This window comes from Mesorhizobium sp. M1322 (assembly GCF_040318085.1).
Classification (GTDB): domain Bacteria; phylum Pseudomonadota; class Alphaproteobacteria; order Rhizobiales; family Rhizobiaceae; genus Mesorhizobium.
Genome location: NZ_JAMYLP010000030.1, coordinates 1 through 15,442, shown reverse-complemented (window position 1 = coordinate 15,442; position 15,442 = coordinate 1). Strand labels below are relative to the sequence as shown.

Sequence of the window (15,442 nt, the reverse complement as noted above, 5' to 3'; positions counted from 1 at the left end):
GCTTGCCGCAGGCAACGCTTGCGATTACTGCCAGAAAGAGACTCATTCCACTGCGCATGAAGGTAGTGATGGCAAACGCAGCGTCAATGCGCGAGGAAGCGGAAACCATTGCCGTGAAGGCATTGGGCTTCGTCGCCGCCGATCCAGAACTTCTGCCCCGTTTCCTGGCGATCACCGGCATCGAGGCGCATTCCATCCGCCAGGCAGCCGGCGAGCCGGGATTCCTGGCCGGCGTGCTGCAATTCATCCTCGCCCACGAGCCGACGCTCATGCGGTTCGCGGCGGAAACCGACACACCGCCGGCTTCCATCGGCAAGGCGTTGCGGGCGCTGCCGCTTGGCGACGACGATCATGAGCATTCCATATGAGCGACGATCGGATCGCGAAAACGCCTAAGGCGTCGTTTCTTCTTTGCTGTCGTCGCCTTCATCATTCGCAACCGGATCGGCCGGCTTCACCATGACATCATTGACCGTGACCGAACCGTCCGACTTGCCGTTGACGACCCATTCGATGCGGCCGTCCGGCAGCGTCTTGCCGAATCCCTTGATCGCAAGCGCCACCGGCACATATTGCGCGGCTTCCGGCTCCGACTTCGCCGCCGCCTGCAGGCCTTCCACAATTCTGTCGTAGCCCGCGATATCGATCGTCATATTTGCCTCCGGCTTCATGCCGGGGAACGTCATCTCGCCTTCCACAGTGATTTCCATGCCGCCGTTCTTCACCGTGCTGTGGCCGATGACAAATTTCGGCGTCTTGGCCATGAAATCCGCTTTGATCTGGTCGCCAAAGTCCGCCGGCAGCGGCGGATTCTTGTTTAGATCAAAGGCTTCGATCGCCTTTTTCGCCATGCTGTCGAGATCGATGTTGGTGCCGCCGAAATTCAGATCGATGTCGGTGGGCAACAGCGCCGTACCCCAGGCGGGCACAAGATTCTGAGGGATCGTCAATCCTGCGGCCTTGATCGTATAGTTTATTGCTCCGTTCTGGGCGATGCCGTCGGTCCCGAAGCTGGTGCCCAGCTCCGTCGCTCCGAAATGCCCGACCGGGCTTTCGACAGTGACATCCTTCAATCCGTAACTTCCGTCGATCCGCTCCCACAGCGGCAGCGCGGCGAGCAAAAGCGATTTGAGCTGCGCCTGGTTGGCCTTCAGCTTGGCCTCGTCTTCATTGGCGACCGCAAATGCCAGCAGATCGAGAAACGGCTTTGTCCGCACGCCTTTGCCGGTCGCATTCACTGACAGATCTGGTGATTTGATCGTAAGCGGGAATTTCAACCCGCTTTTGGGGTCGTCGAAATCAAGCGCTTCGGCGAAATCGGCGACCGTCTGCGTCGCGGTGAAATCCACGCCGCCATTCGCAGCTTTGGTTGCGTTCATGGTGGCAGTACCGGCGCCGGTGCTCACCTCCGCGCGCTGCATGGTGTCCCGGGATTTCATCGTCATCCCGGCCATCGAGTGGGTGGCGCTGGTGAAAGCTGCCAGTTCGGGATCGTAGACGCCGGAAAACTTGCCGTCTGTAATCGAGAACTGCATGCTCTGCGGGCCCTCTGGCCCCTTGAACTCGAAGGACCCGCTTTGCGACACATCCGCCGAGACGCTCCAAGTCCCGTTGTTGCTCGGCTTGACGAGCAATGCGTAGGGGCTGAAGTCGAACTTGAAGGAATGCTGCGCCGCCAGCAGGTCCACGACAGGTTTGATGTCGACAGCGAGTTTGTAAGCGTCGCCTTTCACCGAAACCTTCAGGAGACTGCTCGCCTTACTGCCGATATAGCGGGACAGATTTTCAGAGAGCTGCTTCGCACCCTCGCTGTCAACGGTCTGGCCGAAGGCGGGCGCGCTGAGCGCGAGGACAAAGACGGCCGGCAGAACACGGTTCACGCAGAATCTCCGTTGCTATTCTTGTGGTAGAAAACTCCAGATGTAACCGTACGCCGAAACGGGCGAGGTGCAATCCCTCCTGGGCGCTAGATCCCCGGGGCAGCAGCATCGACGATGCATCAGCCTATCGCCCCGGCAGAGCTCGCGTCATCGGAGCTTCACATCGCCTTCTTCGGCGTGACGACGCAAGCGGCGCGGGCATTGAGCAGGCCCCAGCCGAAGACGGCATCCTTGCCGGCGCGCCGAGGTCTTCCGCCGACTTGCCGAGCGCGTCGTGAATGTCGGCTGCGGTGGCGCTGCTGTTTGCCGATTTCATCAACGCCGCTGCGGCGGCAACAAACGGCGCCGCGAAGGAGGTGCCGGTCTTCCGCCGTGCGCCGCTGACCGACGCCGCCGTCCATACGTCGACTCCGGGGGCGGCCAGGTCGATATGCTCGCCGCGGCCGGCACGTCTGTAAGGGCGTTTCATGTGGTCCACCGCCGTCACCGCGATCACATCCGCGTAGGCTGCCGGATAGGCAGGTCCGGCCTTGGGACCTCCATTGCCGGCGGCGGCGACGATCACCATGCCGCGTTCGGCAAGTCTTCGGACAAACTGCTCGAGAAGAGCATTCGGGGGACCCGACAGGCTCGTATTCGTCACCTGCACCCCGCGCACGGAAAGAAGATCGAGCGCGCGAAGAAGATCATAGACGTCCGAGCGGTCATCCTGGCGATCGCTCCGGTGAAACGCATCGACCGCGATAAGCCTGGCGTGCGGCAGGAGGCCGGGGGTACGGCTGTCGGCGCCGCCGACGAGCAGGGCCGCGACGGCGGTGCCGTGCTGACGTCCGGACTCGGGAAGGCCGTCATCCGACAGGCGAAGAACTTCGACCCGGCCTTTGGCGAATGCGGGATGCGCAGGATTGATCGCCGTGTCGATGAGGCCGATCGTGACATTGCCACCGCAGCCGGCGGGAAGGCCGGTATCGGCCGGCCAGCCGATCAGGCCTGTGGCGGCGCAGTGGGGTCCCGCACATTCGGTTTCTTGTCCGGGCCGGTAGTAATGCACGAAATCTGTCGTCGATTGCGGAGCGGCGTCGATGACAAGATCGCGCGCAGCCTCCAGCGGCATATTGGGCGGTATGCGCAGCCGGATCAGTTCCGACCCCAGAAGCTGGATGTCGGCGCGGCCGAGGACGGTGAAGCCCGTTGCCTGAAGCCGACCGATTTCAGGCGAACTCAGCCCGGTCGCAACGATCTGGTCCGGCGTCCGAGACGGCAAAGGGACGGCTGGCCGTTGCGCGCGCCTGCCGCCGCGTCTTGGCGGACGCGAGAGAGACCGATCTGTCAGCGTGCGAAACAGATTCGGTTCAGAGCGGGATTGGCCGTCATCTTCATCATCGTCATCGTCACCACCATCGTCGTCATCGGCGAACGCCGATTTTGGCCCGAACTCGCCAAGCGTCATCTGGCCGCTCGGCGCCTGGGGATCCACCAGCAACGCGACAGCTACCCAGACAGGCAGCAGGGCTTTTGGTGTCAGCCATGAGGTGGCGCCCATAGTCTCCCTTCCGGCCGTTGCCGATTTTCAACATCGCGAGGCTAGCGGACCCATCCGGCAATAAGCTAGCGTTGTGAGGAACGGGCGCGGGGCCGCTTTATTCCAAAAAAGCTTGGAGCAACATGCCGGAAAAAACCGACAGCGTCCAAGACCAGCTTGTCGCCTTTCTCCCGAATCTCCGCCGGTTCGCGATTGCGCTCTGTCGGTCCCGCGATATTGCGGACGATCTCGTTCAGCGAGCCTGCGAACGGGCGCTCGCCAACGAGCAGCGTTTCGAGCAAGGAACGCGCTTCGACGCGTGGATGTTCAAAATTCTCCGAAATCTGTGGATCGATGACATCCGCAGGCGCAAGATCGCCGGGCCGCAGGACGATATCGACGAGCGCCATGACATCGCGGGCATTTCCGGTGAGCGCGAGATGGAGGCGCGGCTGGCGCTGAACAGCGTGGCGCAAGCCATCGCCGAACTTGCCGGCGATCAGCGCGACGTGCTGCTTCTGGTCTGTGTCGAAGAGCTTTCCTACAAGGAAGCCGCGGAGGTCCTTGCCGTGCCGATCGGGACGGTGATGAGCAGGCTGGCCCGGGCGAGGAAAAATCTGGCGGAGGCGACTGGAATATCCGCGGCGCCCACCCGTTCTCCGGTCACAAAAGGGGCTAGGAAATGACCGAAGAGACTTTTTCGGACGAGATCCTGATGCGGTTCGCCGATGGCGAGCTTGATCCGGACATGGTCGCCAGGATCGAGCAGGCGATGGAAACCGACGACCGTCTGGTTACCAGGATTGCCATGTTCATCGAAACCAGAGCGCAGGCGCAGGCCGCGCTGAAGCCGCTGCTGGACGAGCCGGTGCCGGAAAAACTTGTCGCGGCCGTCGAGCAAATGATCGAGGCCAAGCGCGCCGGCGAGAAGCCAGCGGCGGCATCGGTATTGCCCTTCGGCGGCGGGCGCGCAGCGGCACCTGCATCGAGGTCTCAATGGAGGCTGCCGATTGCCGCCTCTCTTGCGGCGGCCGCTGTCGGCGCGCTCGCCGGGTATTGGGCAGCAGGCACCAACGAACGCACGCAGGGCGGGCTGTGGGTTGCCGGCGTCATCCGGCCGGCCCTGGCCCAAGCCCTTGCAACGGTCGAATCCGGCAAGGAAATCAGGCTCGCCGGGATCAGCGACCGGTTCCGGGCTATCGCCACCTTTCGCAACAATTCGCAGGATTTGTGCCGCGAATTCGAGGTCGACTCGCAGGACCGCTCGACGGTGGTATCGGTTGCCTGCCGTTCCGGCGACGAATGGCGCGTCAGCTTCGCGGTCGTGGCGCCCGGCGACGCCGGAGGCTATGCCCCGGCCTCGTCGACCGAAGCCCTCGACGCCTATCTTTCGGCGATCGAAGCAGGCGCTCCGATGTCGGCCGAGGAGGAAGTCCAAGCGCTGACCGAGGTCCGCCAGAAGGACCGCAAGTGAAGCTGCAGCGAGCCGTTGCTTCTCTGATTCTCTGAATGGAATAAAGCCGGCAATCGCCCGTTACTCCGCCGGACCGCAACTGCCGGTCCAGTCTGAAACAAGGAGTAACCACCATGACAAGACACTGGAAACTCAAGTCGACACTGGTCGCAGGAATGGCAGCGCTCGCGAGCACCGCGGCGCAGGCGAAGGAATATCCCGCGGCGTCACCGGAAACCGAGCGTACGCCGGCCGCAATGACCAGCCAAAGCGACGGTGCCTACATCGTCGCGGGCAATAGTTCGTCAAATTCGAGCTCCAATTCGTCGTCCAACGGTTCATCGAATTCCAGCTCCAACTCGTCGAGCAATTCGAGTTCGAACTCCAGCTCCAATTCGTCGAGCAACTCGAATTCGAATTCATCGTCGAACAGCTCCTCCAATTCGAATTCGAACAGTTCGGATCGCGGTCCGCGCAACTGGCGGTTCCGCTAGCATCGGACCGAGATAGAGCGGAAGTCTGCCTAGCATAAAGAAATGGGGGCCGGCGGCCCCCGTTTCGCATTCTTCTCCGGAAAAGGTCTAGTTCCTCTGCACAGATGATTTGGTTCTTCGACTGAGCCTGAAAGCGACTGTGGACGTTCGCTGCCGATCAGCCCCGACCTGTCAAAATCACTGACCCCAAAAGTGGGTACCGGCTTTGGGAAGATCCGAGGCTCAAACAAAAGATAGAGCGCCCACACGCTTCGACTTGAACGTCCGGCGCTCCAGCAATCCATAAAGAAACGGGGACCCAGCGGCCCCCGTTTCGCATTCTTCTCCGAGAGAAAAGTCTAACGGGCCGCGCGGGCCCATTTGCGATACCAGCCTTCACTCGCAATCGTGTTGCGGTAGACCGTTTCGCGCTCCGTCGCCTCGGCTCCGGTCTCCGCCCGGATCTCCGCCTTGAGTGCCGCACCTTCGCGGCGGACCGGTATGACCTGGACGAGCGGCGTGCCCTTTTCGATGACGTAAAGGCCGTCGGGCGCGGTCGCGAAAAACGGAAAATGGATGTCGGCTGCATAGGTATCGGTATCGACGATGCCGGCGACGCATTCGAAAGGTTGAGCCGGCCTGTTGAGTGGCGGCAGGAACAAAGAACTCCAGCCCGGCGGGGTACGGATCGACCAGTAATTGTGAAACTTGCATGGCGGTGCCGGTTCCTTCGGGTTGCCTGCGACCTGATGGGCGCCATGGTTGCTCACCATCACCCTGTCGAACTCCCAGCCGGCATCGACGGCACGGCCGCCATTCTTGATCTCGAGGCGGACGGTCGCCGCGAGCGGCAGGATCCAGCCGGTTGTCATCGCATCGAGAAACGGCATGCAGCGCTTGACGGTCAGGCCATTGTTGGTGGCCGATGCATACTGCGAATCGACCGCCGGCAATTTGCGGAACCAGTCCGGCAGAACCGTCTTGGCTGCCACTGGCGGCGCGATGACGCCATGGTCTTCCGGCCGACAGACAAACCGGATCGAGCGAGAGGTCTGGGAAAAATGGAACATCGATAGCCTCCATGAAAAATCCGAGGAGGAACGGACCGCAGGCAAATTTATTCCTGCTGACCGCATTGCATCACAAGCGATCCTGGCCGCCACCCGTCAGCCAATGCTGGACGTCAAACACCTGATAACGCAAGCGGCCACGATGGTTTGGCGGCCGCCGTGGCAGAGCAGCGACCGCGGCGCACAGCAGCACTCAGCTAAAGCACTAATCGCATCAGCGGCCGGCCCGCCTTGCGCTCGACCAGCCTCTCGAAGCCGGCTTTCTCGAAGACGCGCGACGAGCCGACGAACAGTCCGATGGAACGCGAATCTTTCGACAGGTCGATCGGACATGCTTCGACCAGCCGCGCACCATTCTGGCGAGCAAACTCGATGCCGCCTTCGACCAGGCGGTGCGTCAGCCCCCTGCCGCGTGCCTTGACGCGGATGTAGAAGCAGGAGATCGCCCAGACGCCCGGATTCGTGGCGTCGGCGGGATCGACGGGCGCCGACCCCCTGCCCTTATTGTTCCACTCGGGCACATCGGCGCGCGGGCCGATCTGCATCCAGCCGACCGCCTTGCCATCCTCGAACGCCAGCAGGCCCGGTGGCGGCCCAGCCTCGATCCGCGACTTGATGTGATCCTTGTTCCGCTCCCGGTCGCTGGCGCGGCGCGCTGCCGGCGAAAGCCGGAAATGTGTGCACCAGCAGCCGTAGCAGGCGCCTTGCTTACCGAAAAGATCTTCAAAATCCGCCCAAAGCTCGGGCACCAGTGGCGCTATGGTCGTATTCATGAGCTCTCTCCCGGCCCACCGCCTTGTCGTGGCGTCCGTCCTGACGTACCATTGCATTTGTTCTCTTTATGTTCGCAGTGATGGCGGCTCCTGTCAACAATCCCGATCATGGTTTTTGCCGCGACTGCCTGACCTTCCAGCGCAGCGAGGCACGGCGCTGCGAACGATGCGGCAGTCCACGGCTTGCCCGTCATCCGGAGCTCTATCGCCTGCATCTCGCCCATATCGACTGCGACGCGTTTTATGCGGCGGTCGAAAAGCGCGACAACCCGGCGCTGAAGGACCGGCCGTTGATTATCGGCGGCGGCAAGCGCGGCGTCGTCTCCACCGCCTGCTATATCGCCCGCATCCATGGGGTGCGCTCGGCGATGCCAATGTTCAAGGCGCTCGAAGCCTGTCCGGAAGCGGTCGTCATCCCGCCCGACATGGAAAAATATGTACGCGTCGGCCGCGAGGTGCGCGCCATGATGCAGGCGCTGACGCCGCTGGTCGAGCCGATCTCCATCGACGAAGCCTTTCTGGACCTTGCCGGCACCGAGCGCCTGCATGGCTTGCCGCCCGCGGTGGTGTTGGCGCGCTTCGCGCTCGGCGTGGAGAAAGAGATCGGCATCACCGTTTCATCAGGCCTGTCCTACTGCAAGTTCCTGGCCAAGGTGGCGTCGGATTTTCGCAAACCGCGCGGCTTTTCGGTGATCGGTGAGGCCGAGGCATCAGGCTTTCTGGCCGAGCAGCCGGTGACGCTGATCTGGGGCGTGGGAAAAGCCTTCGCTGCCACACTTGAACGGGACGGCATCCGCACCATCGCCCAATTGCAGCGCATGGAGCGCAGCGATCTGATGCGCCGCTACGGCGTGATGGGCGACCGGCTCTACCATCTTTCACGCGGCGAGGACGACCGCCGCGTCCATCCCGATCAGGATGCGAAAAGCGTCTCGGCGGAGACCACTTTCGACACCGATATCGCCTCCCTGAATGAATTGGTTTCGGTGCTGAGAGCGCTGTCGGAAAAGGTCTCGGGGCGGCTTAAGAAATCCGGCATTGCCGGGCGTACCGTCGTGCTGAAGTTGAAGACCCAGGATTTCAAGACCCGCACGCGCAACCGCCAGCTCGGCGACCCGACACGGCTGGCCGACCGCATTTTCTCGACCGGGCTCGAGCTGCTGCGCAAGGAAGCGGACGGCACAAGATACCGGCTGCTCGGCATCGGTGTCAGCGACCTCTCGAATGACGAAAAGGCCGATCCACCCGACCTCGTCGATGTCCAGTCGCGCAAGCGCGCCATGGCCGAAGGCGCCATCGACACGCTCCGCGACAAGTTCGGCCGCAGAGCGGTGGAGACCGGCTACACCTTCGGCAAGGGCCGCAACGCCCATACGCCCGAGCCGATCGAGGACTAGGCGCTTTACGCATGATTCCCGAAAATTCGAATCCAGCTCGGAAAAGATCATGCTCGACAAAAGGAAAGATAGAACGGCCCTCAGATGCGTCGCAAATCGATCCGGCTGGTCATCACGCGCTCACCGGTTTTCGGGTCGACGTCGATAACGGTCAGCCGCATGCCGTCCTCGCCATTCTTCTCGACGGTCATTTGCGCGGTGCGATCGCCGTTGACCTCCTTCGCCCAACGGATACCGAGATTGATCGCATTGCCGGAGCGCTTGCCGCTGAGCTGCGCCGGCCCGGTGCGGGATCCGATATAGGTGCCGGTGTACTTCGTCCCGCTGGACTCCAGATCAGCACTGATGGCGCGCGACACCACGACGAGACCGCGGCAGGTGCCGTCCAGCGACAAGGAGCTCGATGTCGCGTCGGAATTGAAGCGGCAGGAGACGTTCACCGTCGGCGCCTCCGTGGTTACCTTGACGGTGCCCTTGCCGGCGAAACTCCCCTCGAACGAGCGGAGAAATTCGGCTTCGTCGGCGCGAGCTGCGCCAGTTGCAGCCGCCAGGCAGCCGGCAAGTACAAATCGTGCGAATGATTTCATTGGATCTCTCCCCGTTGATATCGGAATCACGACATTTTCACCGAACTGGCTGTTGGACCAACGCTCGCCGTCACGGCAGGTTCCGCCTTCAACATGACCGTTCTGCAACATCGCTTCTGGCCCAGCCGAATGCGTCGACTAGTGGTTGCGGTGAAAGTCCCGGCTTGCGACATAGCGCGCATGGCACCCTCACCCTCGATCCCCAAGGCCGCGTTCTGGATGGCGCTGTCGATCGCATCATTTCTGACGATGTCGGTCGCCGGCCGCGCCACGACGGCCGAGCTCAACGTATTCCAGGTGCTGGAGCTGCGCTCGGTGATCGGCCTCTTCATCCTCCTGCCGCTGGTGATGATGTCAGGCGGTTTTGCGGCAATGCGCACCAAACGCCCCTTGGCTCATATCGCCCGCAATGTCGTCCATTTTGTCGGCCAGGCGGCATGGCTCTACGCCTTGACGCTGATCCCGCTGGCCGTGCTGATCTCCATCGAATTCACGACGCCGATCTGGACGGCCATTCTGGCGGTCGGCTTTCTTGGTGAAAGACTAAGCCGGCCAAGACTTGCGGCCATCGTGCTCGGGCTGATCGGTGTGGTGATCATCGTCCGTCCGGGCGTCGGCTCCGTCGATCCGGGGCATGTTGTCGTGCTGGGTGCTGCGGTCTGCTTCGGTATATCTGTGGTCCTGGTCAAATCGCTGACGCGGACGGACAGCGTCGTGTCCATCATCTTCTGGATGCTGGTCATCCAGTCGGTGCTCGGCCTTGTCCCGGCGCTCTACGAGTGGCGCAACCCGCCGCTCGAACTGTGGCCGTGGATCCTGCTGATCGCCTTCACCGGCATGTCGTCGCATTTCTGCATGGCCCGCGCGCTCGCCTATGCCGACGCGACGGTCATCTCGCCGATGGACTTTTTGCGCGTGCCGCTGTCGGCGCTGATCGGCTGGCTGCTCTACCAGGAGCAGATCGACGCCTTCACCGCCGGCGGCGCCTTGCTGATCCTGCTGGGCAACCTGCTCAATCTGCAGAAAAAGGCGACAAAACCTGCGGAAGTGGCAGCATCGTAGCATTTGCAGCCAAAACGTCTTCGTTTGGCGTCCGAACGCGGTTTTGGTTCCAAAAAAACCGCGCTCTAGTCTCGCATTTCAGTCGCCATCGTCGGGGATTTTGAGGAGATGGCCGCAGGCCTTGCAGTGGACGGCATCAGGCTCGTGCCGCTGAAGACCGCATTGCGGGCAAGGAAAGAACACCTTGGTGGGACGGAAGAGCGCCTGCGCCAGCCTGACGAACAGCGATATGCCGATGATCATGGTGACGATCGAGGTGAGCTTGCCGGCGATACCCGGCAGAACGATGTCACCGAAGCCGGTCGTGGTCACCGTGGCGACGGTGAAGTAGAGCGCATCGACATAGCCTTCGAGACCGGCGCCGGTGCGGAAGAAGAAGGTGTAGACAAAGCCAGTGATGACAAGCAGGAACGTCAGAAGATTGATGACTGCATGGCTCGCCTCGCGCCATCGCCTGAGGCCGCGCATCTCCAGATACCGCCACAGCGCGCCGCTGCGCGACAGCGACCACAGCCGCAATATGCGCAGGAAACCCAGATTGGCCAGCGCTGAAGGCATCAGCAGCGTCAGCAGGATGAATGCATCGACCCACGACGCCGGCTGTTTCATCAGGCGCAGCATGTCGTTGGAGGCGAGCAGCCGCGCAATCATGTCAGCGGCGACAAGGGCTGCGACAGAATAATCGAGCCAGAGGAACGAGGGCGACTCCTGGATCATCGGTGTGGCGATGAAGAAGGCGATGATGGCAAGGTCGATGACAATCGCCGCCAGTTGAAACCGGAAAGCCGCAGGCGTGCGCCCGTGATAAAGCTTTCGCAATGTATCACGCAGCCGTGCCAAGGCTGAAAACTCCTGCGCTCCGTCCTTGTCAGTCGACTTCATGACAACTGCGATAGCGGTCGATGCGACAGCCGTCCAGTGGGCAGAGCAGGGAGAAGCCGCCGTGGGTTGAGAACATCCGGAGAGTTTCAGACCCGGAAAGCAATCAGACCGGTTGCGCCTCGATGATGCTGATGCGAGGTCCGGCTTCGACAATATTCGCGACCCGGAAATCCGATGCCGCAAGCAGCAACCTGAATTCTTCGGCCGTGCGCTCCTGCCCGCCCGGCATGATCAGCATGTTCAGATCGCCGAATTTTGCGCTGGCGCCTTCGTTGGGCGGCGCCAGAATGCTCTCGAGCACCAGCAGCTTGCCTTCTGGGCGCATCGCCCGGCGGCAGGTTTTCAGGATCCGGATGTTTGTGTCGTCGTCCCAGTCATGCAGGATCCATTTGAGCACAATCGCATCGGCGCCCTCGGGCACCGAGACGAAGAAATCGCCGGCGACGACGTCGCAGCGATCGGCCACGCCCGCAACCTCAAAGACCGGGCCGGCCTTCGCTACCACCTGCGGCTGATCGAAAAGAATGCCGCGCTGGCCGGGATTGCGGCGGAGGATTTCGGCAAGTAGCGCGCCCTGCCCGCCCGCGACATCCATGACGACGGAGAACGGCCGGAAGTCATAGGCCGCGGTCACCGCGGCAGCGACGCCACGCGACATGGCGGTCATCGCCCGGTCGAAGATGACGGACTCTTCCGGATGCTCCGCCCGGTATTCCCAAACGCCCTGGCCATGAGCGTGGCGAAAGGCGTTTTCGCCGGTGCTGACACTGTGCAGCAGGTCGCTCCATGCCTGACGGAAATACGGCCGTCCGGCCAGAATCGCCCACGGTGCGACCGAATGCTGAACATCGGATCGCAACGCGCCGCCGACCGGGGTCAGCGAGAAAAACCGGTCTTCCGCTTCATGGAACACGCCGACCGATGCAAGGGCGCGCAGCAGCCGGTAGAGCGCCTGCGGATGGGTATTGGTCAACGCGGCAAGTTCACCGCTGGTGCGTTTTCCGTCCTTGAGATGATCTGCGATACCCAGCGTGGCGGCGACGCATATCGCCTGAGATACCTGGAACCCATTGACCATCTTCTGGAGTTCGGCAGCGGCATCCCGCTCATCCATGACCCGCTCCCCCGGCCGCTAAAAAGACCCAGGCCGCCGAACTCACAATACCAGCGGCATTGTCACTGGGCAATGCCGGCGCTGGGCTGGCGCTGGCTGGCGGAACACGGTCGAAACAAACGGACCCCGCTAGCTCACACCAGCTCCACTTCCACCACGCCCGGCACGGCGCGCATAGCCGACGCGATCTGTGGCGAGACGCGGTAACGGTTGGGCAGTTCGATCTCGACCTCGCCCTGCGCCTCATCCTTGATGACGATGATGCTCACCTGACTGTCGCCGCGTTGGGTAAGCTGCGATTGAATCGCCGACGCCGGTCGGTCATCCCTTACAAAGATGCGCAACGCCTTCTGGATGCGGCTTGCCTCGTCCTCCAGCGACTGCACGGTCTGGATGCGCAGATTGACGCCTTCGGGCCTGTCCTCGGCCGAAACGGTGATCACCACCGATCGGCCGGGCTCGAGCAGGTCGCGATACTGGGCCAGACCTTCGGAAAAAAGCACTGCTTCATAATGGCCCGACGTGTCGGAGAACTGCACGACGCCCATTTTGTTGCCGGTGCGCGTCTTGCGCTCCTGCTTGGTGGTGACGGTGCCGGCAAGCCGCCCGGCGGCAGCACCGCGTTTGACCGCGGCCGAGAACTCGGCCCAGTTCTGCACCCGCATCTTCTGCAGCGCCGCCTTGTAGTCGTCCAGCGGATGCGCGGAGAGATAGAAACCGACCACCTGGAATTCGCGGTGCAGGCGATCGGCGGCAAGCCAGGGGTCGGTCGCCGGCAGATTGAGCGCCTGCGACTGTGCGCCGAGCGAAGCGCCGAAAATGTCGTGCTGGCCCGACATTGCATTCTGCTGCGCCAGCGACGCCAGCCCCATCATCCGCTCGACGCCCACCATCATCGCGGCGCGGTCGTGGCCGAAGCAGTCGAGCGCGCCGGCCATGATCAGGCTTTCGAAGACCCGCTTGCCGACGATTTTCGGATCGACCCTTTCGCAGAAATCGGCGAGGCTTTTGAACGGTTTTTCGCCGCGCATGGCGACGATATGCTCGACCGCCGCGTCGCCGACGCCCTTGAGCGCGGCCAGCGAATAGAAGATCCGGTTCTCGCCGACTTCGAAGGCGCGGAAGCTGGTCATTACCGACGGCGCCACGACATCGATGCCGAGGCGCAGCGCATCCTGGCGGAAATCGGCGAGCTTGTCGGTGTTGCCCATGTCGAGCGTCATCGACGCGGCCAAGAACTCGACCGGGTAGTGCGCCTTCAGATAGGCCGTCTGGTAGGAGACGACGGCATAGGCAGCGGCATGCGACTTGTTGAAACCGTAGTCGGCGAACTTTGCCAGCAGGTCGAAAATGAAGTCGGCTTGCGGCTTGCCGACGCCGCGCTCGACCGCGCCCGAAACGAAGCGCTCGCGCTGCTTGTCCATCTCGGCGCGAATCTTCTTGCCCATGGCGCGGCGCAGCAAATCCGCTTCGCCTAGCGAATAGCCGGCAAGCTCCTGCGCGATCTGCATCACCTGTTCCTGGTAGACGATGACGCCTTGCGTCTCCTTCACCAGATGGTCGATCTTCGGATGGATCGACGCCATCTCCTCCTCGCCATGCTTTCTAGCGTTGTAGGTCGGGATGTTCTCCATCGGTCCCGGCCGGTAAAGCGCGACCAGCGCGATGATGTCCTCGATGCAGTCGGGCCGCATGCCGATCAGCGCCTTGCGCATGCCGGCACTTTCCACCTGGAACACGCCGACCACTTCGCCGCGCGACAGCATGGCGTAGGTATCCGGGTCGTCGAGCGGAATGTGGGCGAGATCGATCTCGATGCCGCGGCGGCGGATCAGCTTGACCGCGGTTTCCAGCACCGTCAGCGTCTTCAGGCCGAGAAAGTCGAACTTCACCAGCCCGGCCTGCTCGACATACTTCATATTGAACTGGGTGACCGGCATGTCGGAGCGCGGGTCGCGGTACATCGGCACCAGCTCCCACAGCGGCCGGTCGCCGATGACAATGCCGGCGGCATGCGTCGAGGCATGGCGGTAGAGCCCTTCCAGCTTCTGCGCCATGTCGAGCAGCGTCTGCACGATCGGCTCCCGCTCGGCCTCTTCGGCAAAACGCGGCTCGTTGGCGATGGCGTCGGCGAGCTTGACCGGATTGGCCGGGTTCGACGGCACCATCTTGCTGAGCTTGTCGACCTGGCCATAGGGCATCTGCAGCACCCGGCCGACATCGCGCAGCACTGCGCGGGCCTGCAGCGTACCGAAGGTAATGATCTGGCCGACCTGGTCGCGGCCGTACTTCTGCTGGACGTAGCGGATGACCTCCTCGCGCCGGTCCTGACAGAAATCGATGTCGAAGTCAGGCATCGACACGCGGTCTGGATTGAGGAAGCGCTCGAATAACAGCGAGAAGCGCAGCGGATCGATGTCGGTGATGGTGGTCGAATACGCGACCAGCGAGCCGGCGCCCGAACCGCGGCCCGGCCCGACCGGAATGCCTTGCGCCTTCGCCCATTTGATGAAGTCGGCGACGATCAGGAAGTAGCCGGGATATTTCATCCTCTCGATGACGCCGAGCTCGAAATCCAGCCTTTCGCGATATTGTGCGACCGTGTAGCCGGGAGCCAGGCCGTGCGCGGCGATCCGCGCTTCCAGCCCTTCATGCGCCTGTCTGGCAAGCTCCTGCGCCTCCGCCTTCACCGCCGCATCGGCGTCGGCGACATCGCCGCCGGCAAAGCGCGGCAGGATCGGGTTGCGGGTCTTGGGATAGTAGGAGCAGCGCAGCGCAATTTCGACGGTATTGTCGATCGCTTCCGGCAGATCGGCGAACAGCCTCGCCATGTCAGCCTGGCTTCGCAGAAAATTGTCGGGCGACAGGCGGCGGCGGTTGTCGACGGCGACGACCGAACCTTCGGCGATGGCGATCAGCGCGTCATGCGCCTCATAGTCGTCGCGCGAGGAGAAAAACGCCTCATTGGTGGCGACCAGCGGCAAGTCATTGGTATAGGCGAGATCGACTGACGATTTCTCGATGGCCCGGTCATAACCGGAAACCCGCTCGAGCTCGACATAGAGCCGGTCACCGAACAGCGCCTTGAGCGCCAAAAGCCGCGTCTCGGCGAGATCGCGGCGGTCCTCTTTCAAGGCGTTGCCGCTCGGGCCCCGCCGCCCCCCGCAGAGACACAACAGGCCGTAGCAAAGGCCATGCAGCAGCGCGGTAGTCAGAAAGAATAGTATAA

16 protein-coding genes are annotated in these 15,442 nt (G+C 62.5%); 6 read left to right on the top strand and 10 right to left on the bottom strand.

The genetic code is table 11. The features are described from left to right. The first annotated feature begins 68 nt into the window (after positions 1–68). Complete coding sequence (locus tag NKH12_RS13785; protein WP_352953616.1) at positions 69–368, top strand: DUF3572 domain-containing protein; 300 nt, start codon at positions 69–71, stop codon at positions 366–368. A gap of 24 nt (positions 369–392) precedes the next feature. Here the strand turns inward: NKH12_RS13785 and NKH12_RS13780 are convergent, their stop codons facing one another. Together NKH12_RS13780 and NKH12_RS13775 are read right to left on the bottom strand one after the other, a co-directional pair. Continuing rightward, entirely contained in the window at positions 393–1,880 is a 1,488-nt protein-coding gene (locus NKH12_RS13780; protein WP_352953615.1) for a hypothetical protein, read from the bottom strand. Between the two features lie 124 nt (positions 1,881–2,004). After that, complete coding sequence (locus tag NKH12_RS13775) at positions 2,005–3,144, bottom strand: S8 family serine peptidase (protein WP_352953614.1); 1,140 nt, start codon at positions 3,142–3,144, stop codon at positions 2,005–2,007. Between the two features lie 99 nt (positions 3,145–3,243). Here NKH12_RS13775 and NKH12_RS13770 point away from each other — a divergent pair, with 99 nt between their 5' ends. Further along, entirely contained in the window at positions 3,244–3,411 is a 168-nt protein-coding gene (locus NKH12_RS13770; protein ID WP_352953613.1) for a hypothetical protein, read from the top strand. Between the two features lie 77 nt (positions 3,412–3,488). Here the strand turns inward: NKH12_RS13770 and NKH12_RS13765 are convergent, their stop codons facing one another. After that, on the bottom strand, positions 3,489–3,704 hold the full coding sequence (locus NKH12_RS13765) for a hypothetical protein (RefSeq protein ID WP_352953650.1): 216 nt from the start codon (positions 3,702–3,704) through the stop codon (positions 3,489–3,491). Between NKH12_RS13765 and NKH12_RS13760 the strand changes: the two genes are divergently transcribed. Both NKH12_RS13760 and NKH12_RS13755 read left to right on the top strand, forming a co-directional pair. Next, positions 3,615–4,088 (top strand): RNA polymerase sigma factor, encoded by a 474-nt coding sequence (locus NKH12_RS13760; protein ID WP_352953646.1) that lies wholly within the window; start codon positions 3,615–3,617, stop codon positions 4,086–4,088. The genes NKH12_RS13765 and NKH12_RS13760 overlap by 90 nt on opposite strands. Beyond that, positions 4,085–4,876: an anti-sigma factor family protein gene (locus tag NKH12_RS13755; RefSeq protein WP_352953612.1), complete on the top strand. Its 792-nt coding sequence runs from the start codon at positions 4,085–4,087 to the stop codon at positions 4,874–4,876. The genes NKH12_RS13760 and NKH12_RS13755 overlap by 4 nt, the downstream gene beginning before the upstream one ends. A 259-nt stretch (positions 4,877–5,135) precedes the next feature. Here the strand turns inward: NKH12_RS13755 and NKH12_RS13750 are convergent, their stop codons facing one another. From NKH12_RS13750 to NKH12_RS13740, 3 genes are all read right to left on the bottom strand, one after another. Next, positions 5,136–5,333 carry a hypothetical protein gene (locus NKH12_RS13750; protein WP_352953611.1) on the bottom strand — a complete coding sequence of 66 codons (198 nt, stop codon included), beginning with the start codon at positions 5,331–5,333 and terminating at the stop codon, positions 5,136–5,138. A gap of 354 nt (positions 5,334–5,687) precedes the next feature. Then, positions 5,688–6,398 carry a DUF6065 family protein gene (locus tag NKH12_RS13745; RefSeq protein ID WP_352953610.1) on the bottom strand — a complete coding sequence of 237 codons (711 nt, stop codon included), beginning with the start codon at positions 6,396–6,398 and terminating at the stop codon, positions 5,688–5,690. 197 nt (positions 6,399–6,595) lie between these two features. Continuing rightward, positions 6,596–7,171, bottom strand: coding sequence for a GNAT family N-acetyltransferase (locus NKH12_RS13740; protein WP_352953609.1), 576 nt, complete (start codon positions 7,169–7,171; stop codon positions 6,596–6,598). Positions 7,172–7,239: 68 nt separating this feature from the next. Here NKH12_RS13740 and NKH12_RS13735 point away from each other — a divergent pair, with 68 nt between their 5' ends. Beyond that, on the top strand, positions 7,240–8,568 hold the full coding sequence (locus NKH12_RS13735; protein WP_352953608.1) for a DNA polymerase IV: 1,329 nt from the start codon (positions 7,240–7,242) through the stop codon (positions 8,566–8,568). An 80-nt stretch (positions 8,569–8,648) separates the two neighbouring features. On the opposite strand, the gene NKH12_RS13730 is transcribed toward NKH12_RS13735, so the two are convergent. Beyond that, the gene (locus NKH12_RS13730; RefSeq protein WP_352953607.1) at positions 8,649–9,155 is read right to left on the bottom strand and encodes a hypothetical protein; all 507 of its coding nucleotides are present in this window, start codon (positions 9,153–9,155) and stop codon (positions 8,649–8,651) included. 180 nt (positions 9,156–9,335) lie between these two features. On the opposite strand from NKH12_RS13730, the gene NKH12_RS13725 reads away from it, so the two are divergent. Next, positions 9,336–10,217 carry a DMT family transporter gene (locus NKH12_RS13725; RefSeq protein WP_352953606.1) on the top strand — a complete coding sequence of 294 codons (882 nt, stop codon included), beginning with the start codon at positions 9,336–9,338 and terminating at the stop codon, positions 10,215–10,217. 78 nt (positions 10,218–10,295) lie between these two features. Here NKH12_RS13725 and NKH12_RS13720 read toward each other — a convergent pair whose 3' ends face one another. The 3 genes from NKH12_RS13720 to dnaE form a co-directional block, all read right to left on the bottom strand. Beyond that, entirely contained in the window at positions 10,296–11,099 is an 804-nt protein-coding gene (locus tag NKH12_RS13720) for a potassium channel family protein (RefSeq protein ID WP_352953605.1), read from the bottom strand. Positions 11,100–11,202: 103 nt separating this feature from the next. Continuing rightward, positions 11,203–12,213 (bottom strand): methyltransferase, encoded by a 1,011-nt coding sequence (locus tag NKH12_RS13715; protein ID WP_352953604.1) that lies wholly within the window; start codon positions 12,211–12,213, stop codon positions 11,203–11,205. Between the two features lie 134 nt (positions 12,214–12,347). After that, the coding region (dnaE, locus tag NKH12_RS13710; RefSeq protein WP_502910794.1) for a DNA polymerase III subunit alpha at positions 12,348–15,442 on the bottom strand (3,095 nt) is incomplete at its 5' end.